Here is a 21,083-nt window from a genome sequence, read left to right on the forward strand (position 1 = left end):
GGTGAATGGCGCAGCCAGAGGGGGGCAGAGCCCCCCTACCCCCTCGCCCGCAAGGCCGCGGCCGAATAAAGCGCAAGCGCCCCCCAGATCATCGCAAAGGCGATGGCATGCGCGGAGGTGAAGGGTTCGGCAAAGACCATGACCGCAACGGCGAATTGCAGCGTCGGGTTGAGATATTGCACCAGCCCGATCGTCGCCATCCGCACCCGCTGCGCGGCATAGGAAAACAGCATCAAGGGCCCGCCCGTCATCACCCCGGAAAAGGCCAGCATCAGCGAGGATCCGAGGTCGTCGCCGAAATGCCCCGAGCCCGGCACGCGACCGAACCAGCCGAAATGCGCCGCAGCCAGCACCAGCGCGGCCAGCGGCGCCAAAAGCACCACCTCGGCCAGGACCGAGACGACCGAGGGCACCGAAAGCTTCTTCTTCAGCAGCCCGTAAAGCCCGAAGGTCCCCGCCAGCATCAACGCGATCCAGGGCGCCGCGCCCAAGGCCCAGGTCAGATAGCCCACCGCCGCCGCGGCGATCGTCACCGCCACCGCCTGCGCCCGCCCCATCCGCTCGCCGTAAAACACCATGCCCAGCGCCACCGCGACCAGCGGGAAGATGTAATAGCCAAGCGAGGCCTCGACCGCGCGGCCGTTCTGCACCGACCAGATGAAGCCGAACCAGTTCAGCGAGATCACCACCGCCGCCCCGGCGACGATCCGCAGGTTGCGCCCGGTGAGCGCGCGGGCAAGCATCGCCCAGTGCCCCTGCACCGCCACCACGGCGCCCAGAAACACCACCGACCAGAGCGTGCGATGGGCCAGCACCTCCAAGGGCGGCACCTCGGACAAGGCCTTGTAATAGATCCCCGACAGACCCCAGACGCAGCAAGTCGCCACCATCGCGACAAAACCCTTCGTGGCGTCCTTCATCCGTGTCTCCCCAGGCTCAAGACGGCCACAGAACCCCGCCCCGCCGCGCCCGTCAATCCCGATCCCACCGCCTGACTTGACGGAACCGACGCGGGATGCGAAATTCGGCCTTGCAACCATCATGGGCGTCGAGCGCGGTCCGGGTCTCCGGGCAACCGCGACGCTGCGGCCCCATCGTGCGACGGTTGCCACGGGTATATGGGGCCATCGACAGGAGCCCCGCGGTGAAAACCATCATCGAACCCTTCCGCATCAAATCGGTCGAACCGATCCGCCTCACCTCGCGCCCCGAGCGAGAACGACTGGCGCGCGCGGCGGGTTACAACCTCTTCGGCCTGCATTCGGATGACGTGCTGATCGACCTTCTGACCGACAGCGGCACCGGCGCGATGTCGTCCTTGCAATGGGCGGCGGTGATGCAGGGCGACGAAAGCTATGCCGGATCGCCCAGCTTCTTCCGCTTTGAAGCCGCCGTGCAAAACCTGATGCCTTTCAAGCACATCATCCCGACGCACCAGGGCCGCGCGGCGGAAGCGATCCTGTTCTCGATCTTCGGGGGCACGGGCAAGCGCATCCCCTCGAACACGCATTTCGACACCACGCGCGGCAATATCGAGGCCTCGGGCGCGATCGGCGACGATCTGGTGATCGCCGAGGGGAAAGACCCGCAAAACCTGCATCCGTTCAAGGGCAACATGGATCTGGCGCGGCTCGAGGCCTATCTGGCCGAGCATCACGAAAGCGTGCCTCTGGTGATGATCACCATCACCAACAATGCGGGCGGCGGGCAGCCCGTCAGCCTGGCCAATATCCGCGCCGTCGCCGATCTGGCGCATCGGTATGGCAAACCCTTCCTCATCGACGGCTGCCGCTTTGCCGAAAACGCCTGGTTCATCAAGACCCGCGAGGAGGGGCAGGCGGAGCGCTCGATCCCCGAGATCGTGCGCGATTGCTTCGCGGTGGCGGACGGCATGACGATGTCGGCGAAGAAGGACGCCTTTGGCAATATCGGCGGCTGGCTGGCGCTGAACGACGATGATCTGGCCGAGGAGGCGCGGGGGCACCTGATCCGGACCGAGGGCTTCCCGACCTATGGCGGGCTGGCGGGGCGGGATCTGGACGCGCTGGCGCAGGGTCTGGTCGAGATCGTCGACGAGGATTACCTGCGCTACCGCATCCGCACGCATCAATATATCGTCGAGCGGCTGGATGCGATGGGGGTGCCGGTGGTGAAGCCCGCGGGCGGGCATGCGGTCTTCATCGACGCGCGGGCCTGGCTTTCCCATATCCCGCCGCTCGAATATCCGGGGCAGGCCTTGGCGGTGGCTTTGTATGAAATCGCCGGGGTGCGGTCCTGCGAGATCGGCACGGCGATGTTCGGCCGCCAACCCGACGGCTCGGAAAAGCCTGCGGCGATGGATCTGGTGCGGCTCGCCTTCCCGCGCCGGACCTATACGCAAAGCCACGCCGATTACATCGTCGAGGCCTTCGAGGAGCTGGCGGCAACGAAAGACGCCCTGCGCGGCTACCGGATCGTGAAGGAGCCGAAGCTGATGCGGCATTTCACCTGCCGCTTCGAGAAGCTCTGAGCTGGTTTCGGGCGGATCAGGAAAGGCACCGCCTTTCCCCGCCCGCGTGGGCAACGCCTGCCCCGGGGCCGTCAGCCCCAGGCGCGACAGAGGCCAGCGCCCAGCCCCGGCGGGCGAGAAGCGCCCGCCGGGGCTGGGCGGGCGCTGGCCGAGGGCCTTTGGGCCCCCGGCGGTCATGGGGCAACTGGTCCGCGTGGCTTCGGCAATGGCCTCAGCCAAGGAGAGGGCAAAACAAAACCGGCCCCCGCAGGGGCCGGTTTCTTTCATCCGTCCATCCGCCTCACAGACGCGAGGCGACGTTTTCCCAGTTCACCAGCTTGTCGAGGAAGTTCGTGAGGTAAGCCGGGCGCTTGTTGCGGAAGTCGATGTAATAGCTGTGCTCCCAGACATCGCAGCCCAGAAGCGCGGTCTGCCCGAAGCAGAGCGGGTTCACGCCGTTTTCCGTCTTGGTGATCTTCAGCGCGCCGTCGGTGTCCTTCACCAGCCAGGCCCAGCCCGAGCCGAACTGGCCCGCGCCCGCGGCGGCGAAATCCTCCTTGAACTTCGCGACCGAGCCGAAGCTTTCCACCAGCGCCTTTTCCAGCGCGCCCGGCATCTTCTTGTCTTCGCCCGGCCCCATCATTTCCCAGAACTGCGCATGGTTCCAGTGCTGCGACGCGTTGTTGAAGATCCCCGATTGCGCCACGGCCCCGGCGCAATAGGTGCCCTTGATGATCTCCTCGACCGACTTGCCTTCCCACTCCGTGCCCGCGATCAGCTTGTTGCCGTTGTCGACATAGGCCTTGTGGTGCAGGTCGTGGTGATACTCGAGCGTCTCCTTCGACATGCCCAGCGCGGCCAGGGCATCATGGGCATAGGGAAGGGCGGGAAGTTCGAAAGCCATTTGAGCGATCCTTTTACTCGGGTTCTGTTGCGACCAATTGAAGCACTGAACGCCCCAAGGTCAAGGGTTGACGGGTGATTTTCCCGCACAGCCCCTTCCCCGGGCGCAGATCAGGGTTTCTTGGCCGCGTCCTTGCGCGCCTCGGCGGCCGCCTTCATCCGCGCGATCAGATCTTCTTTCGCCGCGCCCTTGCCGAAGGGGTTCTTTTCCGACCCCTTGGCATTGTGTTCGGAATGACGCGGATTGTTCTTGTCGGGCCGCGCGCCCCCGGATTTCGAATAGTCCATGCTGGATCTCCTTTGCCTCCGATCTGCGGCAAGCCCGGCCGCAAGGCAAGCAAAAAGGGGGCGCCGCCCCCGCTTGCCCGTGCCGGGCAATTCACCCCCGGGATATTTGGCCCAAGGTGAAACAAGACCGATTGCCTTTCACCTTGGGGCAAATATCCCGGGGGGAGTCCGCAGGACGGGGGGCAGAGCCCCCCTGCCCGGTCAGGAAAGCTCGCCCCCCGGGCGGGCCGAGACCTCGAGGATCCCCATCACATAGGCCGCGACCGAGCGGAAGCAGACGAGGCTGAGTTCCTCGCGGCCCGAGCGCCAGATCGCCGCCGCCACCTGCGCGGCGCGGGTGCGGCGCATCTCGCCCGGCTTCAGATTGGCGAAATCGACCGGGCAGAGCTTCATCAGCACCTGATCGGCCTTCGCCCCCGCAATGGTGAAGCGCGCCCGGGCATCCGAAACGTTGGTCACCAGCGCATGTTCGGTGTGCAGCGAATGCGCAAGCCCCGCCGCCACCGCGGGCGCGTCGTCATAGGAACACATCACCAGAAGCTCGTCGGGGCTCATCCAGGCGGTGCAGCGGCCCTTTTCGCCCGCGACGATCTCGCGGGCGCCCGGCAGTTTCAGCCCCTGCCCGGCCAGCGCGATCCGCGTCGCCGTCGCCGACAGATCGGCGCGCAGCGTCACCATGCCCGACAGCCCCGCCTCGGTCACCGTGGCGAAGCCGGCATGGCTTTCGCCCTTGAGTGCAGACACCGCTTCAGACATCGGCTTTCTCCCCTGCCTTGTCGTAGAACACCGGATCGACGATCCGCGCCTGAATGACCTTGCCCGCGTCGGCGGGGAATTCGAGCACCTCGCCCATCCGCGCCGGGCCATGCCTGACCAGCCCCATGGCGATGCCCTTCTTCAGCATCGGCGAGAAATAGGTCGAGGTCACGCGGCCCTGCACCTTGCGCTGGCCGTTCTCGTTCACGCCCTCGTCCACCGCATAGACGCCATCGGGCAGAACCGAACCGTCGAGCGTCTCGAGCCCCACCAGCGTCCAGCGGTCCGGGTCGGTCATGTGCTTGCGCTCTTGCGCGCGCTTGCCCAGATAATCCGCCTTCTTCTTCGAGATCGCCCAGCCAAGGCCCAGATCCTGCGGGATCACCGTGCCGTCGGTCTCGTCGCCGATCATGATGAAGCCCTTTTCGGCCCGCATCACATGCAGCGCTTCGGTGCCGTAAGGCATGACGCCGAATTCCGCGCCCGCGGTGTTCAGCGCTTCCCAGAACGCCAGCCCCATGTTCGCGGGGACCGCGATTTCATAGGAGAGCTCGCCCGAGAAGCTGATCCGGAACACCCGCGCCGGGAAGCCGCCAAGCGTGCCTTCCTGATAGGTCATGAAGGGCAGCGCTTCTTTCGAGACATCCATCCCGCCCAGCTTTTCCAGCAATTTCCGCGCCTTCGGCCCCACAACCGCGACCTGCGCATATTGCTCGGTCAGGTTGGCGGTATAGACCTTCCAGTCCCACCATTCGCATTGCAGCCAGTCTTCCATGTGGCCATGGATCCGGTCCGCGCCGCCCGAGGTGGTGTGGCACAGCCAGGTATCCTCGGAGAGCCGCACGACGACGCCATCGTCGATCAGGAAGCCGTTGTCCGAACACATCAGCCCGTAGCGGCACTTGCCCACCGGCAGGGTGGACATGAGGTTGGTATACATCATGTCCAGGAAGCGGCCCGCATCCGGCCCCTTGACCACGATCTTGCCCAGCGTCGAGGCATCGAGCAGCCCGACATTGGTGCGGGTGTTGACGATCTCGCGGTTGACCGACTCGCGGTGCTTTTCGCCCTTGCGCGGATAGGTATAGGGGCGGCGCCACAGGCCCACCGGCTCCCAATGCGCGCCCCGGGCCTGATGCCAGTCGTGCATCGGCGTCTTGCGCAAAGGCTGGAAGATCTCGCCGCGGGCTTCGCCGGTGATCGCGCCAAAGGAAATCGGCGTGTAGGGCGGGCGGAAGGTCGTCGTGCCGGTGGCGGGGATCTCCTGCCCCAAGGCCTCGGAGAGGATCGCCAGACCGTTGATGTTGCTCAGTTTCCCCTGATCGGTGGCCATGCCGAGCGTGGTGTAGCGCTTGGTATGTTCGACCGAGGCGTAGCCTTCGCGCGCGGCCAACTGCACGTCGGACACTTTCACGTCGTTCTGATAGTCAAGGAAGGCCTTGAATTTTAAGGCTTCCGAGGCCTTGGCAGGCATCACCCAGACCGGCATCAGCGGCGCTTCGGCCTCGACTTGGCCCACCATGCCCGCTTCCGCGCAGATCGCGTCGAGCGTCAGATGGCCATTCGCGGCGCCCAGGGCCGCGGCGATCGGTTGGCCCTTGTCGCCGGTCGGCGGTTTCGCGGCATCGGGGCGGAACATCACCGCCGCCGCATCCCATTTCACCTTGCCGCCCGCATGGGAATAAAGATGCACGACCGGCGACCAGCCGCCCGACATCGCGACGCAATCGCAGTCGATCCGCTCGACCGCGCCGCCTTCGCCCGCGTGGCTGGCGATCTCGACCGCCTTCACCGCCTTCGATCCCTTGACCTTGGCAATGGCCCGGCCTTCGAGCACCTTGACGCCGCGTTCGCGCAGGGCTTCAACCAGCGGCCCGGTCGGCGCCGGGCGGGCGTCAATGACGGCGGCCACCTCGAGCCCGGCGCCGAGCGCGCAAAGCGCGGTGCGGTAAGCGTCGTCGTTGTTCGTCACGACGACGATGCGTTTGCCCGGCGCGACGGCCCAGTTCACGATGTAATCGCGCACCGCCGAAGCCAGCATCACGCCCGGAATATCGTTGCCGGCGAAGGCCAGCGGCCGTTCGATGGCGCCGGTGGCGACCTGGGTGATCCCGGCGCGGGTGCGCCACAGGCGATGGCGCGGGCGGCCGTCGCCCGGGGTGTGATCGGCGACGCGCTCATAGAGGATCGCATAACCGTGGTCATGCAGCCCGGCCACCATCGTCCGGGTCATCAGCCGGACATTCTCCATGCCTTCAAGGGCTTGCAGCGTGTTCTTGATCCAGGCTTCGGGCGTCTGACCGTCGATCAGGCCGCCATCCACCGGGGCGCGACCGCCCCAATGCGCGGTCTGTTCGGCCAGGATCACCCGCTTGCCTTCACGGCCCGCCTTCAGCGCCGCGGCAAGACCGGCGACGCCGCCGCCCGCGACCAGCACATCGCAATAGGCATAGGCCTGTTCATAGCGGTCCGGGTCGGGTTTCGTCGGCGCCTTGCCCAGCCCCGCGGCGCGGCGGATGATCGGCTCGAACACGGAATGCCAGGCTTCGAGCGAATGCATGAAGGTCTTGTAGTAAAAGCCCGCGGGCATCAGCTTGTAGGCGAAGTCGTTCACCGCGCCGATGTCGAAGCCAAGGCTCGGCCAGTGGTTTTGCGACGTGGCCCAGGCGCCGTCGAACAGTTCCGTGGTGGTGGCGCGCTGGTCGGGCTCGTGGCGGTTGCCCTTGCCAAGGTTCACCAGCACGTTCGGCTCCTCGGCGCCCGAGGCGACCAGGCCGCGCGGGCGGTGGTATTTGAACGAGCGGCCCAGAAGCGTGCGGCCGGACCCCAGCAGCGCCGAGGCGAGCGTGTCTCCCGCAAAGCCCCGGGCTTTCGCGCGGTTGAACTTGAAGGCGAGCGGTTTGGAGCGGTCGATCAGACGGCCCCCCGAAGACAGACGATGGCTCATTTCCAGCCCTCCCAGCCCGGACGTTTCTCTTTGATTTTGGCGATCAGCTCGGCGGGCGGTTCGGAGGTCTGCGCCGGATAGGTGCCGAACACCTCCCAGGTGACGGTGCAGCGCGCGGCGAGGAACCACTTGCCGCAGCCATAGGCATGGCGCCAGCGTTCGAAATGCACGCCTTTCGGGTTCTTCCGGGCGAACATGTAGGTTTCGAATTCGGCATCGGTCGAGCCCGGTCCGAAACGCTTCAGATGCGCCTCGCCGCCGGGGGCCAGTTCGGTTTCCTCGACGGTGACGCCGCAGCAGGGGCAGGTCAGTGTCAGCATGTCAGCAGGCCTTTGGCTGGGCAGGGCAGGCGCCGGGGGCTTCGCGCCCCCGGACCCCCGCGGGATATTTGGACCAAGGTGAAAGGGGGAAGCAGGGATGCGCAACAGAACGCGGATACCTGTTAAGCCCCGCTAAAGCCTCGCAACCTTCTCGACGGAGTATGTCTTCCGAATCCTGCATTCGGGGAGCCCGAAGTGAAAAACTGGCGAGACATGGAAAGCTGGGGCCGCGCCCATCCCGATGAGGAAGTGCGCAGATGGGCCGTGCGGGCGTTCGAGTATCACGATATCTACGCCATGAACGCGCTGCAAGCGGAGTTCGACTGGCAGTCCGATCCGAGGAACAAATGGTCCGCATCTTAGTGCGCCACCCCGGCGGCGACGGATTCGTCGATGAACTGGCCTTCCTTGAAGCGGTGCAGGCCGAATTCGGCGGCAAGCGGCGAATAGCCCTTGGCCACCAGCTCCGCCATCGCAAAGCCCGAGCCCGGAATCGCCTTGAAGCCGCCGGTGCCCCAGCCGCAGTTGACGAAGATGCCGTCCACCGGGGTTTTCGACAGGATCGGCGAGCGGTCGCCCGTCATGTCGACGATGCCGCCCCATTGCCGCAGCATCTTGAGCCGCGAGATCACCGGGAAGGTCTCGATCAGGGCGCGGGTGGTTTCCTCGACATGGTGCCACGAGCCGCGCTGCGAGTAGTTGTTGAAGCCGTCGGTGCCGCCGCCGATCACGAGTTCCCCCTTGTCGGATTGCGACATGTAGCCGTGCACGAGGTTCGCCATCACCACGACGTCGATCGTGGGCTTGATCGGTTCCGACACCCAGGCCTGCAGCGCCATCGATTCGATCGGCAGACGGAACCCCGCCATGCCCGCCAGCACGCTCGAATGACCGGCGACGACGATGGCGAGCTTGCCGCAGTCGATCGCGCCGCGCGAGGTGTCGACGCCCACGACCTTGCCGCCCTCGGTCCGCACGCCGGTGACTTCGGTGTTCTGCAAAAGGTCCATGCCCATGTCGGAACAGGCCCGCGCATAGCCCCAGGCCACCGCGTCATGCCGCGCGGTGCCGCCCTTTTCCTGCAACAGCGCGCCCAGAACCGGATAGCGCGGCCCGGCGATGTTCAGGATCGGCACCAGCTTCTTGACTTCCCTCGGCTCGATCCAGCGGGTTTCGACGTTTTGCAGGTTGTTGGCATAGACCGTGCGCTTGTAGCCGCGCATCTCATGTTCCGACTGCGCCAGCATCAGAAGGCCGCGCGGGCTGAACATGACGTTGTAGTTCAGATCCTGGCTCAGCCCCTCGTAAAGCGAGCGCGCCTTTTCATAGATCGCCGCCGAAGGGTCCTGCAGGTAGTTCGAGCGGATGATCGTGGTGTTGCGCCCGGTGTTGCCGCCGCCGAGCCAGCCCTTTTCGATGATCGCCACATTCTTGATGCCGTGGACCTTGCCCAGGTAATAGGCCGTGGCGAGCCCGTGCCCGCCCGCCCCCACCACGATCACGTCGTAGCGTTTCTTCGGCTCGGGCGAGGCCCAGGCCTTTTCCCAACCGCTGTGGTAGCGCAGCGCCTCGCGCGCCACGGCGAAGATCGAATAGCGTCTCATCTGCCCTCTCTCGCTTCGGGTTGGGGTGCCACAGGCTGTGCGCGCGCCCCGAGTCTGGCTGTTCCACCTTAGATGAACCGCCCGGAACCCCGAAAGCCCCCCCCATGCGGCAATCGGCAGCAAAAAGCGACATCGTTGACAAGAGCCGCAACACAGAGCCGTGAGACGGCCTTTCACGCTCTTGTCTCTTTCTGCACGGCGTCAAAAGCCTTATGGGAGATGCAGGATAGGAGACCCCATGCTGTTCTGGATCATCTGCGCGACGCTGGTCGCCGCCATCGCCTTCGCCCTTGCCCTGACGCTGATCCGCCCGCGCGGCCAGGCCCAGCCCGCCGAGGCGCAGGATCTGCAGGTCTATCGCGCGCAACTGGCCGAGGTGGAGAAGGACCTTGCCCGCGGCGTGCTGAGCCCCGAGGAGGCGGCGCGGAGCCGGGTGGAAATCTCGCGCCGGCTGCTCGACGCGGACCGGGCGCTGCAGGCGGCGGTGACGGGGGGCGATGCGCCGCGGCGCGGCACGGTGGCGGCGGCGGCGCTGACCGTGGCGGCGCTGGCCGGGGCCTTCGCGATCTACGACCGGCTCGGCGCGGCCGGTCTGCCCGATGCGCCGCTGGCCAAACGGCTGGCCGGGGCGGAGGCGCTCTATCAGGCCCGCCCCGATCAGGCGGCGGCGGAAGCGACGGCGGCGGCCGAGCGCAAGGCCGCCGAGGCGCGGGCGGCGGCGGCGGGCAGCCCGGTGCCGCAGCCCGATCCGAAATACCTCGAGCTGATGGAGCGGTTGCGCCAGGCGGTGGCGTCGCGGCCCAATGATCCGCAGGGGCTGGCGCTGCTGTCGGAAAACGAGATGGCTTTGGGCAATTACCGCGCCGGATGGGAGGCGCAACGGCGGCTTGTCGCGCTCAAGGGCGACCGGGCCGAGGCGGCGGATTACACCCGTCTGGGCGAGCTGATGACCATCGCCGCGGGCGGGCTGGTGACGGCCGAGGCCGAGGCGGCCTTTGCCAAGGCGCTGGACAGGGATCCGAAAGACGGGCTGGCGCTGTTCTATGTCGGGCTGATGATGGGGCAGAACGACCGCCCCGACCGGGCCTTCAAGCTCTGGGATGCGTCCTTGCGCGTCTCGCCGCCCGAGGCGCCCTGGGTGGCCGAGATCGCGCAGGGCATCGACACGCTGGCCTGGCTCGCGGGCGAGCAGGATTACACCGCGCCGCTGCCGGTGCCCGCGGGCCCCTCGGCCGAACAGATGCGGGCCGCCGAGGGCATGGCCCCTGCCGACCGTCTGGCGATGATCCGCGGCATGGTCGAAAACCTGAACGCGCGGCTGGCGAACGAGGGCGGCAGCGCCGAGGATTGGGCGAAGCTGATCTCCTCGCTGCGGGTGCTGGGCGAGGCGGACCGCGCCGCGGCGATCGCCACCGAGGCGCGGACGAAATTCACCGGCCGCGCCGAGGATCTGGCGAAGATCGAGGCGGCGACGCAAACGCCCCTTGGCACGATCGGAGCCGCGCCATGATCTGCACCGAGATCCGCGATTTCGCGGGAGCGCTGCCGCGGGTGGGGGCGCTGGCCGGGCTGGATCTGGGCACGAAGACGATCGGGGTCTCGGTCTCGGACACGCTGCGGGGCATCGCGACGCCCCTGCGCACGATCCGGCGCGAGAAATTCACCCTCGACGTGGCGGATCTGATGAAGACGGTGGCCGAGCGGCAGATTGTCGGGTTCGTTCTCGGGCTGCCGGTGAACATGGACGGTTCGGAAGGGCCGCGGGCACAATCGACCCGGGCCTTCGCGCGCAACCTTGAAAAGCTGACGCCGCTGCCGATAACCTTCTGGGACGAGCGGCTCTCGACGGTGGCGGCCGAACGCGCGATGCTGGAGGCCGATCTTTCCCGCAAGCGCCGGGCCGAACTGGTCGATCACGTCGCGGCGGGGTTCATTCTGCAAGGCGCGCTCGACCGCCTTGCGCATCTGGGGCGCGCGCATGGCTGACAACACGCCGGACAACACCGACGGGATCTGGAAACGGGCGGAAATCGACACGCCCTGCGTGAAGATCTGCCAGATCCACCCGACCGAGCGGCTTTGCATCGGCTGCCTGCGCACGCTGGACGAGATCGGCCGCTGGTCGCGCATGACCCCCGAGGACCGCCGCGCGGTGATGGCCGAGCTGCCCGCCCGCGCGCCGCGTCTGGCCCAGCGCCGCGGCGGGCGCGCCGCGCGACAACTGGAGTAAGGGGGGCGCTGCCCCCCCGTCCCTGCGGGACTCCCCCCGGGATATTTGCGCCAAGGTGAAAGCAGCGCCCCGGTTTCGTTTCACCTTGGCCGAAATATCCCGGGGGGTGAATGGCCGAGAGGCCAGAGGGGGGCAGCGCCCCCCTGCCCCGGCGGTCCGTGGCGGCGCCTTGACGGGCGGGGGCGCGGGCATTAACCGAATTTGCAACAGATGCTGCGATCCTCGCCCAACCCTCGTTCCCCGGACCCGCCATGACCGCCTCGCGTTCCCTGCCGCCTCAGGTCGTCCACGTCTATGAGGCCGATCTGATCTGGGTGACCTCGGGCGCCAATCAGGGCGACGGGCTTGATCTGGCCGCGCTGTGCCAGCCCGGCGACATCTATCAGCTCGAGCGCGCGGCGCGGCCGCTGCGGCTGCTGATCGCCGCCGATCCCGACACCGGGCAGCGCATCTGCGCGGGCTCGGAGCTGGGCGTCGAGGGCGACCGGATCGCCCTGCTGGCGCGGCATGTCTTCATCACGCCGGACGGCGACACGGTCGATATCCTGTTGATCCGGCACGAGGAAACGCAGATCTTCTATGCCCTGCCGCTGTCGCCGATCGCGCCGCGGGTCGATTACACGCTGCTTGAGGCCACCGACGATCCGGGCGATGTGCGGCTCTCGGACCTGGTCTGCATCGCCTTCACCACCGGCACGCTGGTCACCATGGCGGGCGGCGCGCAGCGCCCGATCGAGACGCTGGCGCCCGGCGACCGGGTGCTGACGCGCGACAGCGGCCCGCAGCCGGTGCGGCTGGTGGCGCGCGCGACGCTGCGGGCGCTCGGCTCTTTCGCGCCGGTGGTGATTTCGGCGGGCACTTTGGGCAATGAAAGCGATCTGGTCGTCGCGCCGCATCACCGGGTGTTCCTGTATCGGCGCGGCGAGAAACGGCTGGGCGACACCGCGGAAATCCTCGTGCAAGCCAAGCATCTGGTCGACGGCGAACATGTCTGGCGCCGCGAGGGCGGCTATGTCGATTATTTCGCGCTCGTTTTCGACCGGCACGAGATCGTCTATGCCGAGGGCGTGCCGGTCGAAAGCCTGCAGGTGTCCGAGGCGACGCTGAAGCTGATGCCCGAGGAACTGTCGGCCGAGATCAAGGCCCGTCTGCCCGATCTGTCGCACACGCCGCATTTCGGCACCGAGGCCGGGCGCGAGATGCTTGACCGCGTCGGCCGCGAGGCGCTGTTTCGCAAGAAGGACTGACCCTTTCGGCGCCTATTCCGCCGCAGGCCCGCAAGCGCAGCGGCCTTGCGGGCGCGCATGCGGATCGGTGCAATCGGCGCAGTCCCAGGCCCCCTCGCCCTCGGAACGGCACAGTTTCAGGTCCAGATGCTTCTCGCGATCCCTCGCGGTGAAAAGCGGCACCCCGCAATAGCGGCACAGAACCGTTTCGCGCACAGTCAAAGACCCGGCAGCGGGATCGACCCTTGCCATGGCAGCCTCCTGTTCCCATCGGGGTCGGGCGCGTAAACGACCCCCGTCCGCCGAAGACAGGCTCCCCCACGAAGCCCGCCCGACGCTGGTCAAGGTTGGAACGATTCTACCCCCCGCGCCATGATGCGGATCAATTTGCCGCAGCCCGGGCGGGAAAAATCCGTCCTTCTTGCCCGCAATCCCGCCTTGCGGTAAAGGCCGCGCATGAGCAACCGTGCCCCCCTCCCGCCCGAAATCGCCCGCCGCCGGACCTTTGCGATCATCTCGCACCCCGACGCCGGGAAAACCACGCTCACCGAGAAATTCCTGCTGTTCGGGGGCGCGATCCAGATGGCGGGGCAAGTCCGCGCCAAAGGCGAGGCGCGGCGCACGCGCTCGGACTTCATGAAGCTGGAACAGGAACGCGGCATCTCGGTCTCGGCCTCGGCGATGAGCTTCGATTTCCGGCACTATCGCTTCAATCTGGTCGACACGCCCGGCCACTCGGACTTTTCCGAGGACACCTATCGCACGCTGACCGCGGTCGATGCCGCGATCATGGTGATCGACGGGGCGAAGGGGGTGGAAAGCCAGACGCGGAAACTGTTCGAGGTCTGCCGGTTGCGCGATCTGCCGATCCTGACCTTTTGCAACAAGATGGACCGCGAAAGCCGCGACACCTTCGAGATCATCGACGAGATCCAGGAAAACCTGGCGATCGACGTTGCCCCGGCCTCCTGGCCGATCGGGATGGGGCGCGAGTTTGTCGGCTGCTACGACATCTTGCATGACCGGCTTGAACTGATGGACCGCGCCGACCGCAACCGCGTCGCAGAAAGCATCAAGATCGACGGGCTTGACGATCCGAAGCTGGCAGACCATGTGCCTGCCGACCTGCTGGCGAAGCTGCGCGAGGAAGTGGCGATGGCGCGCGAGTTGCTGCCCGCCTTCGACCGGCAAAGCTTTCTGGAAGGCCACATGACGCCGATCTGGTTCGGCTCGGCGATCAATTCCTTTGGCGTCAAGGAGTTGATGGACGGCATGGGCGAATACGGCCCCGAGCCGCAGCCGCAAAAGGCGGCCGAGCGGCAGATCGCGTCGGACGAAACCCCGGTCACCGGCTTCGTCTTCAAGGTGCAGGCGAACATGGACCCGAAGCACCGCGACCGCGTGGCTTTCGTGCGTCTGGCCTCGGGGCATTTCGAGCGCGGCATGAAACTGCAGCACGTCCGGACGGGCAAGCCGATGGCGGTGTCGAACCCGGTGCTGTTTCTGGCCGCCGACCGCGAACTGGCCGAGGAGGCCTGGGCGGGCGACATCATCGGCATTCCGAACCACGGCCAATTGCGCATCGGCGACGCGCTGACCGAGGGCGAAAAGCTGCGCTTCACCGGCATTCCGTCCTTTGCGCCGGAACTGCTGCAGGCCGTGCGCTCGACCGATCCGATGAAGGGCAAGCACCTCGAAAAGGCGCTGATGCAATTCGCCGAGGAAGGGGCCGCCAAGGTCTTCAAGCCGATGATCGGCTCGGGCTTCATCGTCGGCGTCGTCGGCGCGCTGCAATTCGACGTGCTCGCCAGCCGGATCGAGGTCGAATACGGCATTCCGGTGCGGTTTGAGAGCTCGCAATTCACCTCGGCGCGCTGGGTGCTGGGGCCGAAGGACACGGTCGAGAAACTGGTCAACGTGAACAAGCAGCATATCGCGACGGACCACGATGGCGACATCGTCTTCCTGACCCGGCTGCAGTGGGACATCGACCGGGTGGTGCGCGACTACGAGGGCGTGAAACTGTCGGCGACAAAGGAAATGATGCAGTGACGGCCCCGCGCCGGAAGGCATGGCATGCGCGTTAAAGTTGTGTTAGACTGAGGATGCGACACAGCTCGCATGTCTGAACACTTTGGAGGATGCCATGTCCGACGACGATGTGATGGACAAGAAACGTCAGAAAGCCGCCGACAAGATCATCACGCGGATGACCGAAGAGGGCGCGAGCCCCGGCGACATCAAGATCCAGAAAAAGGCGAACAAGGACGCCTTCGGTCACGAAGGCGAATGTGACGCCGAAGCTGGCTGAACCCGGTGCGCCGTCCCCTCGCCCCGGGGGACGGCGCATTTTGCGACGCCGCCGCAAGGCTTGGTCAAGGGCGTATCTTACCCAAGAAACCCCATGCGTTTCTTCTTGGCGCAAATACGCGACTGCGCGCTCAGTCCTCGCCGAAGAGCCGGTGGTATTCCTGGATCGCGAACCGGTCGGTCATCCCCGCAACGTAATCGAGGACCGTGCGCGCCAGTTCGGAATTCCCCTTGGCCCGCGCGCGGGCGACATCGGCCTGCCAATCCTCGGGCAGAAGCTCGGGGCGCTCGAGGAAAAGCGGGAACAGCGCGTTCACGATCCCCGTCACCCGCTTGCGTTCCACCACCACGGTCGGCGCGCGATACATGCGGGTGAACAGGAACCCCTTGATCGCCTTGATGTTCTGGTAAAGCGGCTTGGAAAACCGGATGATCGGCCCCTGCATCGCGCGGATCTCGTCGACATGGCGGGGGCGCAGGGATTCAAGCCGGTTCTTCGCCACCGCGATCACGTCTTCAACCATCACGCCAAAGACCCGCCGCAAGGCCTCGTGTCGGCGCCGCATCGGATCAAGGCCGGGGTAAAGCTTGTCCACCGTGGCGAAACACTCGCCCAGCACCGGCAATTCGCACAGGTCGGCTTCGGTGAAAAGCCCGGCGCGCAGGCCGTCGTGCAGGTCGTGGTGGTTGTAGGCGCAGTCATCGGCCACCGCGGCCACCTGCGCCTCGGCGCTGGCATTCGTCGTCAGTTCCAGATCCCATTGCGCATTGACCTCGGCCAGCGCGTAATTCCACGGCTGCTCGACCGGGCCGTTGTGCTTGGCGATGCCTTCAAGCGTCTCCCAGGTCAGGTTCAGCCCGTCGAAATCGGCGTAATGGCGTTCGAGCCGCGTCACGATCCGCAGCGCCTGCGCGTTGTGGTCAAAGCCGCCATAGGGCTCCATGAGCAGCGCCAGCGCATCCTCGCCGGTATGGCCGAAGGGCGGATGGCCCAGATCATGCGCCAGCGCCACCGCCTCGGCCAGATCGGTGTTCAGCCCCAGCGCCCCGGCGATCGTGCGCGCCACCTGCGCCACCTCGATCGTATGGGTCAGCCGGGTGCGGTAATAATCGCCCTCGTGTTCGACAAAGACCTGGGTCTTGTGTTTCAGCCGCCGGAACGCCGAGGAATGGATGATCCGGTCGCGATCACGTTGAAATGGCGTGCGGAAGGTGGAGTAACTCTCGGCATGCAGCCGCCCGCGGCTGGCCTCGGGATTGCAGGCATAGGGTTGCAGCATCTCTCACCTCACCTTGTCGCAGGGCATGCCCCCTCCTATACTCTAAAGGGAACAACAGAACAGGTCCAACCCGATGCTTTTGCCGCCGAAAGTCACCCCCCGCGCCTTCGAGCGTCTGGCGAAACTGAATGCGAAGGAAGCCACGCCCAAGGCGCTGCGCGTCGCGGTCGAGGGCGGCGGCTGTTCGGGCTTCCAATATGACCTGAAGCTGGAGGAGGGGGCCGCCCCCGATGATCTGGTGATCGAGGGAGAAGGTCAGCGCGTGCTGATCGACCCGGTCAGCCTGCCCTTCCTGCAAGATGCGGTGATCGATTACACGCAGGAACTGATCGGGGCGCGGTTCGTGGTGCAAAACCCGAATGCGACGGCCAGCTGCGGCTGCGGCATTTCCTTTTCGATGTGACGGCCCCGGCGCGCGGCAAGGCGGGGCGGAGGTCGGACCGGGCCACGCGCCATGATGCCAGGCGATTGCGCCGTCCCGAGACCGGGCCGCAATGCCTCCGCCGCATCGATCTGGCTTCTGCGCGATCTTGCGGCGGCGAGGATGCCGGTCAACGGCTTTGTGCCGGGCCATCGCCGGGGCGATCCGCAGCCGCGCTTTCTCTCTGACGAAGACGCCGATCTGGCACCACGGCTGCGCCAACAATCGCGGCGGGCAGCATGGGCAACACCGCAATGCGGCTTGACGGCGCGGGACTTCGCGGGCACCTTCGCCCTGATGGTTCCCGGCCAAGCCACGCGCGGCCGGGTGAAAAGGGAATACGGTGAGGTGTAGGCATCAGCCGCCAAACCCGTAACTGCCCCCGCAACTGTAAGCGGCGAGCGCCCCCCGGCAACCACTGGCCCCGATCGCGGGGCCGGGAAGGTGGGGGAAGCCAGGACCCGCAAGTCAGGAGACCTGCCATCAGCGTCATCAACCACCGGGCGGGGTGTCCCGGAAGGAGCATGCGATGGATCTGCGCAAGCGGCGGCCTTTGGCCGGGCCGCAACTTTTTCGGGCGGCCGATGGCCGGTCCCCCGCCCCGGGTCGCGGGGCCCGGTCGGGATGTGCCCGCGCGCCAGTCGCCCGCCTTTCGTCCCCCCGACACGGCCGCCCCGTCGGCGGCGCCGGTCTTTGCGAAAGGACGACGCCGTGACCGTGGTCGACCTCTCCGGGGTGTGCTGGGGGCCGAAGGGGCAGCCGGACCTGCTGTCGGAGATTTCCTTTGCCGTGCCCGAGGGGCAGATCCTGGCAATCTGCGGTGCGAACGGGGTGGGCAAATCCGCACTCTTGCGGCTGATCTGCCGCCATCACGCGCCCAGGCGCGGCACGGTGCGGCTCATGGGCCGCGATCTGTGGCTGATGAGCGCGCCCGAGGCCGCCCGCGCGCTGGCCGCGGTGCTGCAGGACCAGCCGGGCGAATTCGGCCTGACGGTGCGGCAGATCGTGGCGCTGGGGCGGTTGCCGCATCGGCGCGGCTGGGGCGCGGGGCTGGCCACGCCCGATGGTGCCGATGCGGCGCTTGTGCGCGCCGCGCTGGACCGGCTCGACCTGACGCGGCTCGCCAGCCGCCCCTTCGGCACGCTCTCGGGCGGCGCGCGGCAGCGCGTGCTGATCGCCCGGGCCTTGGCGCAGGAGCCGCGGGTGATCGTGCTTGACGCGCCGACGCCCGCTCTCGACATCTGCCAGCAGCGTGACCTTTGGACGTTGCTCCGGGGCCTCGGGCTGACGGTGATCACCACATTGCCCGACCTGACCTTGGCCGCCGACGTCGCCGACCGGGTGCTGGTGCTGCACGAGGGCCGGCTTCTGGCCGATGGCCCGCCCGGGACCGCCCTGACCGAGACGGTGCTTTCCACCGCCTTCCCCGGCCAGGCGCAGATCGACCGCACCGGCGCAACCCCCGGTTTTTCCTTCCATCTTTGAGCTTTCCGAAAGGAAGCCCCGATGATCGGCTTTGGGGGCCTGAGGATGCCGCATCTGGCGCGGCTGGTGCCCGGCCGCGCCCATGCGGGGCGGTGTTCCTGATCCTCGCCGATCTGGGCGCCCGCATCGTCCGCGTCTCGGGGGTTGCGTCGCGCTGCCCGGCCCCGTATGTGTTATATTATAACAATCACGAGGCCGCCATGACCCGCATTCCCCTGACGCTCCTCACCGGTTACCTTGGCGCGGGCAAGACCACCTTGCTCAACGCGCTTCTGGCCGATGCTTCGGCGGGGCGGATCGCGGTGGTGGTGAATGAATTCGGCGATGTCGGGCTGGATCACGATCTGATCATCGGCACGACCGAGGAAACCGTGCTGCTCGCCTCGGGCTGCCTCTGCTGCACGGTGCGCGGCGATCTGGTCACGGCGCTGGACGGGCTGCTCATGCGGCGCGCGGCCGGAGACCTGGCCTTCGAGCGCATCGTGATCGAGACCACGGGCCTGGCCGATCCGACGCCGATCCTGCACACGCTGGTCGTCGCGCCGCAGCTGGGCGGCAGGCTGCGGCTCGATGGCGTGATCACCGTCTGCGATGCGGTGAACGGGGCGGCGACGCTCGATGCCGGGTTCGAAAGCGTGCAACAGGTGGCGATGGCCGATGTGCTGGTGCTGACAAAGACCGATCTGGCCCACCCCTTCGACATCGCCCGGCTGGAAACGCGGCTGGCGGCGCTTGCCCCCGGTGCCCGGCTTTTGCACGCCCGGCACGGCCGGGTGCCGCTGGCCGCACTTTTCGGCCACGGCGCCCCCGGGGCGGGCGGCACCCTGCCCGAGGCCGAAGCCTGGATCAAGGCGCCGCCGACCGCCCCGCAACCGCCCTTCCCCGCCCAGCGATCCGGCCCGCCTTCCGGCCCGACGCATGGGCTCTTCGGCCTTCCCGCCGCCAGACCGAGCCCGCAGACCGCGATGATGCCCCCCGCCCGCCATGACGACCGCATCACCTCGGTCTCGATGGTGATCGACACGCCGATCCACCCGGTGATGCTCGACCTCTGGCTTGAGACGCTTCTGGCCACCCGGGGCGCGGAAATCCTGCGGCTCAAGGCGGTGCTCTGGGCCGAGGGGATCGACACGCCCTATGTGATCCACGGCGTGCAGCATATCGTCGATCCGCCGGTGCGGCTGGCGCGCTGGACCGGCACCGACCGCAAAAGCCGCATCGTGATCATCGGGCGGGACCTGCCGCAACAGGCGCTGCGCGACAGTGTCGAGATGCTGCGGGCCGGAACGACGGTGCACCCGCTGACCGCCTGAGGCCCGGGCCGCCTCAGGTCGCGTCGAAACGAAACAGCGCCAAGGAGCGTTCGCGTTCGTTCACCTGCAACGGCCGGTTCACCGGGGCATGGGCGCGGGCGGTGCAATCGGCGCGTTCGCACAGATAGCAGTTCAACCCGATTTCCACCGGCCGGGTGCGGGCCAGGTCGATCCCCTCGGCATAGATCAGCCGCGGCGCATAGGCGACATCGCAACCGAGCCCGATCGCCAGCCGCTGCGCCGGGGCGCCATGCGTGCCCCCCGCCCGCGTCACCGTGCGCGCCACGGAAAAATAGCTGGCGCCTTCGGGCATGCGGATCACCTGCGTCTGCACCCGGTCGGGCATCTCGAAGGCGGCGTGGATGTTCCAAAGCGGACAGGTGCCGCCAAAGCGCGAAAACGGAAACCGCCCGGCGCTGAAGCGTTTCGAGAGGTTCCCCGCCCGGTCCACCCGCACGAAAAAGAACGGGATCCCCCGCGCGCCGTCGCGTTGCAGCGTCGACATCCGATGCGCGGTCTGCTCGAAACTGGTGCCGAAGCGATGCGACAGAAGCTCGATGTCGTAGCGGTGCGACTCGCAGCTGGCCAGAAACCGGCCGTAAGGCATCATCAGCGCCGCGGCGAAGTAATTCGCGAGACTCACCCGCATCAGCGCCGCCGCCGCGGGATCATCGAGCCCCGCCTCGGCGATCAGCCGCGCCAGGATCGGTTCCTGCTCCAGACTGGCCAGCAGCACGCCGATCTGAAAGCGGCGGCTGGCTTGCCCGAGCAGTTCCGAGAGCAGCAATTCCCGCCGCTCGGGGTCATAGCGGCGCAGCTGGCCCCGCATCACCTCGGCCGGGTCGATCCGCACCGTCACCCCATGCGCCGCCAGCCGCCCGGTCAGCGCCAGATGCGGCTCGTGCCGGTGCGGGGCCAATTCGTCCGCCAGATCCTCGGCGGCGCGGTCCAGCGCGTCGACATGGTTGCGCCGGGCGTAAAACCAGGCCCGCACCGCCTCGACCGGGCGCGAGGTCTCGCCCAAAGCCTCGACCTTGTCACGGTCGGTCAGCGGGTTCTCCTCGGCCATCGGCGCCAGCACGGCGGCCCGATGCGCCGCCTGCAACCGCACGAAAGCCGCCGCGATCCGGGGCGAGGCCTGCAACACCGCCTCGATCTCGGCGCGGGGAACGGCATCGGCCCCGGCGGCGGGCGTCTTCAGCGCGGCGGCGAACTCGGCGGCCAGCTGCGCATCCGCGGCGGGCGAGAGTTCCGAGATGTTCAGATCATAAACCTCGGCCAGCCGCATCAGCAGCTTGACCGAGGCGGGGCGCTGATCGGCCTCGATCAGGGTGATGTAGCTCGCCGAGACCCCCAGTTCCGCCGCCATCTGCGCCTGCGTCAGCCCCAGCGACTGCCGCAGCACCTTCAGCCTTTGCCCGATGACCAGCTTTTCCGCCCGCGGCGCCATGTGACAATCCTTACAGATTTTCCGCCTGTCACATGACGAAAGTGACAGAACAACCCAATGCT

The 21,083-nt window shown here is 67.1% G+C and carries 21 protein-coding genes and 1 riboswitch; of the genes, 11 read left to right on the top strand and 10 right to left on the bottom strand.

Annotated features, from left to right (window positions below; translation table 11 throughout):
* Positions 1-35: 35 nt before the first annotated feature.
* Entirely contained in the window at positions 36-920 is an 885-nt protein-coding gene (gene rarD, locus FBT96_RS04905) for an EamA family transporter RarD (RefSeq protein WP_136905218.1), read from the bottom strand.
* 224 nt (positions 921-1,144) lie between these two features.
* On the opposite strand from rarD, the gene FBT96_RS04910 reads away from it, so the two are divergent.
* A complete protein-coding gene (locus tag FBT96_RS04910; RefSeq protein ID WP_136905219.1) occupies positions 1,145-2,509 on the top strand; it encodes a tryptophanase in 1,365 nt (454 codons plus the stop codon).
* 280 nt (positions 2,510-2,789) lie between these two features.
* Here the strand turns inward: FBT96_RS04910 and FBT96_RS04915 are convergent, their stop codons facing one another.
* The 5 genes from FBT96_RS04915 to FBT96_RS04930 all read right to left on the bottom strand — a co-directional run bounded on the left by FBT96_RS04915 (position 2,790) and on the right by FBT96_RS04930 (position 7,702).
* Positions 2,790-3,392: a superoxide dismutase gene (locus FBT96_RS04915; protein WP_136905220.1), complete on the bottom strand. Its 603-nt coding sequence runs from the start codon at positions 3,390-3,392 to the stop codon at positions 2,790-2,792.
* A gap of 110 nt (positions 3,393-3,502) precedes the next feature.
* Complete coding sequence (locus FBT96_RS20600) at positions 3,503-3,679, bottom strand: hypothetical protein (RefSeq protein ID WP_055210617.1); 177 nt, start codon at positions 3,677-3,679, stop codon at positions 3,503-3,505.
* Positions 3,680-3,880: 201 nt separating this feature from the next.
* Complete coding sequence (locus FBT96_RS04920) at positions 3,881-4,435, bottom strand: sarcosine oxidase subunit gamma (protein ID WP_136905221.1); 555 nt, start codon at positions 4,433-4,435, stop codon at positions 3,881-3,883.
* Positions 4,428-7,382 (bottom strand): sarcosine oxidase subunit alpha family protein, encoded by a 2,955-nt coding sequence (locus tag FBT96_RS04925; protein WP_136905222.1) that lies wholly within the window; start codon positions 7,380-7,382, stop codon positions 4,428-4,430. Before FBT96_RS04925 ends, FBT96_RS04920 begins: the two co-directional genes overlap by 8 nt.
* On the bottom strand, positions 7,379-7,702 hold the full coding sequence (locus tag FBT96_RS04930) for a sarcosine oxidase subunit delta (protein WP_136905223.1): 324 nt from the start codon (positions 7,700-7,702) through the stop codon (positions 7,379-7,381). Before FBT96_RS04930 ends, FBT96_RS04925 begins: the two co-directional genes overlap by 4 nt.
* A gap of 195 nt (positions 7,703-7,897) precedes the next feature.
* On the opposite strand from FBT96_RS04930, the gene FBT96_RS20605 reads away from it, so the two are divergent.
* A complete protein-coding gene (locus FBT96_RS20605) occupies positions 7,898-8,065 on the top strand; it encodes a hypothetical protein (RefSeq protein ID WP_169583219.1) in 168 nt (55 codons plus the stop codon).
* On the opposite strand, the gene FBT96_RS04935 is transcribed toward FBT96_RS20605, so the two are convergent.
* Positions 8,062-9,306, bottom strand: a complete 1,245-nt coding sequence (locus FBT96_RS04935) for a sarcosine oxidase subunit beta family protein (RefSeq protein WP_136905224.1) — start codon at positions 9,304-9,306, stop codon at positions 8,062-8,064. The two genes, FBT96_RS20605 and FBT96_RS04935, sit on opposite strands and share 4 nt — an antisense overlap.
* A gap of 238 nt (positions 9,307-9,544) precedes the next feature.
* On the opposite strand from FBT96_RS04935, the gene ccmI reads away from it, so the two are divergent.
* From ccmI to FBT96_RS04955, 4 genes are all read left to right on the top strand, one after another.
* Entirely contained in the window at positions 9,545-10,816 is a 1,272-nt protein-coding gene (gene ccmI / locus FBT96_RS04940; RefSeq protein ID WP_136905225.1) for a c-type cytochrome biogenesis protein CcmI, read from the top strand.
* Positions 10,813-11,292 (top strand): Holliday junction resolvase RuvX, encoded by a 480-nt coding sequence (gene ruvX, locus FBT96_RS04945; RefSeq protein WP_136905226.1) that lies wholly within the window; start codon positions 10,813-10,815, stop codon positions 11,290-11,292. The genes ccmI and ruvX overlap by 4 nt, the downstream gene beginning before the upstream one ends.
* A complete protein-coding gene (locus FBT96_RS04950; protein ID WP_136905227.1) occupies positions 11,285-11,536 on the top strand; it encodes a DUF1289 domain-containing protein in 252 nt (83 codons plus the stop codon). The genes ruvX and FBT96_RS04950 overlap by 8 nt, the downstream gene beginning before the upstream one ends.
* A 251-nt stretch (positions 11,537-11,787) precedes the next feature.
* Positions 11,788-12,783 (top strand): Hint domain-containing protein, encoded by a 996-nt coding sequence (locus FBT96_RS04955; RefSeq protein ID WP_136905228.1) that lies wholly within the window; start codon positions 11,788-11,790, stop codon positions 12,781-12,783.
* 12 nt (positions 12,784-12,795) lie between these two features.
* On the opposite strand, the gene FBT96_RS04960 is transcribed toward FBT96_RS04955, so the two are convergent.
* Complete coding sequence (locus FBT96_RS04960) at positions 12,796-13,014, bottom strand: cysteine-rich small domain-containing protein (protein ID WP_136905229.1); 219 nt, start codon at positions 13,012-13,014, stop codon at positions 12,796-12,798.
* Between the two features lie 204 nt (positions 13,015-13,218).
* Here FBT96_RS04960 and FBT96_RS04965 point away from each other — a divergent pair, with 204 nt between their 5' ends.
* Both FBT96_RS04965 and FBT96_RS20610 read left to right on the top strand, forming a co-directional pair.
* A complete protein-coding gene (locus FBT96_RS04965) occupies positions 13,219-14,814 on the top strand; it encodes a peptide chain release factor 3 (protein ID WP_136905230.1) in 1,596 nt (531 codons plus the stop codon).
* Between the two features lie 94 nt (positions 14,815-14,908).
* The gene (locus FBT96_RS20610) at positions 14,909-15,073 is read left to right on the top strand and encodes a hypothetical protein (RefSeq protein WP_013068032.1); all 165 of its coding nucleotides are present in this window, start codon (positions 14,909-14,911) and stop codon (positions 15,071-15,073) included.
* A 130-nt stretch (positions 15,074-15,203) separates the two neighbouring features.
* Here the strand turns inward: FBT96_RS20610 and FBT96_RS04970 are convergent, their stop codons facing one another.
* Positions 15,204-16,352: a deoxyguanosinetriphosphate triphosphohydrolase gene (locus FBT96_RS04970; RefSeq protein WP_136905231.1), complete on the bottom strand. Its 1,149-nt coding sequence runs from the start codon at positions 16,350-16,352 to the stop codon at positions 15,204-15,206.
* 73 nt (positions 16,353-16,425) lie between these two features.
* On the opposite strand from FBT96_RS04970, the gene FBT96_RS04975 reads away from it, so the two are divergent.
* The 3 genes from FBT96_RS04975 to FBT96_RS04985 all read left to right on the top strand — a co-directional run bounded on the left by FBT96_RS04975 (position 16,426) and on the right by FBT96_RS04985 (position 19,571).
* Positions 16,426-16,755 carry a HesB/IscA family protein gene (locus tag FBT96_RS04975; protein WP_136905232.1) on the top strand — a complete coding sequence of 110 codons (330 nt, stop codon included), beginning with the start codon at positions 16,426-16,428 and terminating at the stop codon, positions 16,753-16,755.
* Between the two features lie 299 nt (positions 16,756-17,054).
* Positions 17,055-17,272, top strand: a riboswitch (cobalamin riboswitch).
* A 212-nt stretch (positions 17,273-17,484) separates the two neighbouring features.
* Positions 17,485-18,258 (top strand): ABC transporter ATP-binding protein, encoded by a 774-nt coding sequence (locus tag FBT96_RS04980; protein WP_136905233.1) that lies wholly within the window; start codon positions 17,485-17,487, stop codon positions 18,256-18,258.
* 200 nt (positions 18,259-18,458) lie between these two features.
* The gene (locus tag FBT96_RS04985; protein ID WP_136905234.1) at positions 18,459-19,571 is read left to right on the top strand and encodes a CobW family GTP-binding protein; all 1,113 of its coding nucleotides are present in this window, start codon (positions 18,459-18,461) and stop codon (positions 19,569-19,571) included.
* A gap of 13 nt (positions 19,572-19,584) precedes the next feature.
* On the opposite strand, the gene FBT96_RS04990 is transcribed toward FBT96_RS04985, so the two are convergent.
* Positions 19,585-21,021, bottom strand: coding sequence for a helix-turn-helix transcriptional regulator (locus FBT96_RS04990; RefSeq protein ID WP_136905235.1), 1,437 nt, complete (start codon positions 21,019-21,021; stop codon positions 19,585-19,587).
* Positions 21,022-21,083 lie beyond the last annotated feature (62 nt).

Source organism: Rhodobacter capsulatus (assembly GCF_005144475.1).
Taxonomy (GTDB): Bacteria; Pseudomonadota; Alphaproteobacteria; order Rhodobacterales; family Rhodobacteraceae; genus Rhodobacter; species Rhodobacter capsulatus_C.

Excerpts from the sequence above, each read along its gene's own strand:
- FBT96_RS04975 (WP_136905232.1), top strand. The coding sequence starts at position 16,426 with ATGCTTTTGCCGCCGAAAGTCACCCCCCGCGCCTTCGAGCGTCTGGCG.
- FBT96_RS04955 (WP_136905228.1), top strand. The coding sequence starts at position 11,788 with ATGACCGCCTCGCGTTCCCTGCCGCCTCAGGTCGTCCACGTCTATGAG.
- FBT96_RS04960 (WP_136905229.1), bottom strand. The coding sequence starts at position 13,014 with ATGGCAAGGGTCGATCCCGCTGCCGGGTCTTTGACTGTGCGCGAAACG.
- rarD (WP_136905218.1), bottom strand. The coding sequence starts at position 920 with ATGAAGGACGCCACGAAGGGTTTTGTCGCGATGGTGGCGACTTGCTGC.
- FBT96_RS04965 (WP_136905230.1), top strand. The coding sequence starts at position 13,219 with ATGAGCAACCGTGCCCCCCTCCCGCCCGAAATCGCCCGCCGCCGGACC.
- FBT96_RS04915 (WP_136905220.1), bottom strand. The coding sequence starts at position 3,392 with ATGGCTTTCGAACTTCCCGCCCTTCCCTATGCCCATGATGCCCTGGCC.
- FBT96_RS04935 (WP_136905224.1), bottom strand. The coding sequence starts at position 9,306 with ATGAGACGCTATTCGATCTTCGCCGTGGCGCGCGAGGCGCTGCGCTAC.
- FBT96_RS04925 (WP_136905222.1), bottom strand. The coding sequence starts at position 7,382 with ATGAGCCATCGTCTGTCTTCGGGGGGCCGTCTGATCGACCGCTCCAAA.
- FBT96_RS04920 (WP_136905221.1), bottom strand. The coding sequence starts at position 4,435 with ATGTCTGAAGCGGTGTCTGCACTCAAGGGCGAAAGCCATGCCGGCTTC.
- FBT96_RS04990 (WP_136905235.1), bottom strand. The coding sequence starts at position 21,021 with ATGGCGCCGCGGGCGGAAAAGCTGGTCATCGGGCAAAGGCTGAAGGTG.
- FBT96_RS20600 (WP_055210617.1), bottom strand. The coding sequence starts at position 3,679 with ATGGACTATTCGAAATCCGGGGGCGCGCGGCCCGACAAGAACAATCCG.
- FBT96_RS04985 (WP_136905234.1), top strand. The coding sequence starts at position 18,459 with ATGACCCGCATTCCCCTGACGCTCCTCACCGGTTACCTTGGCGCGGGC.
- ruvX (WP_136905226.1), top strand. The coding sequence starts at position 10,813 with ATGATCTGCACCGAGATCCGCGATTTCGCGGGAGCGCTGCCGCGGGTG.
- ccmI (WP_136905225.1), top strand. The coding sequence starts at position 9,545 with ATGCTGTTCTGGATCATCTGCGCGACGCTGGTCGCCGCCATCGCCTTC.
- FBT96_RS04970 (WP_136905231.1), bottom strand. The coding sequence starts at position 16,352 with ATGCTGCAACCCTATGCCTGCAATCCCGAGGCCAGCCGCGGGCGGCTG.
- FBT96_RS04930 (WP_136905223.1), bottom strand. The coding sequence starts at position 7,702 with ATGCTGACACTGACCTGCCCCTGCTGCGGCGTCACCGTCGAGGAAACC.
- FBT96_RS20610 (WP_013068032.1), top strand. The coding sequence starts at position 14,909 with ATGTCCGACGACGATGTGATGGACAAGAAACGTCAGAAAGCCGCCGAC.
- FBT96_RS04950 (WP_136905227.1), top strand. The coding sequence starts at position 11,285 with ATGGCTGACAACACGCCGGACAACACCGACGGGATCTGGAAACGGGCG.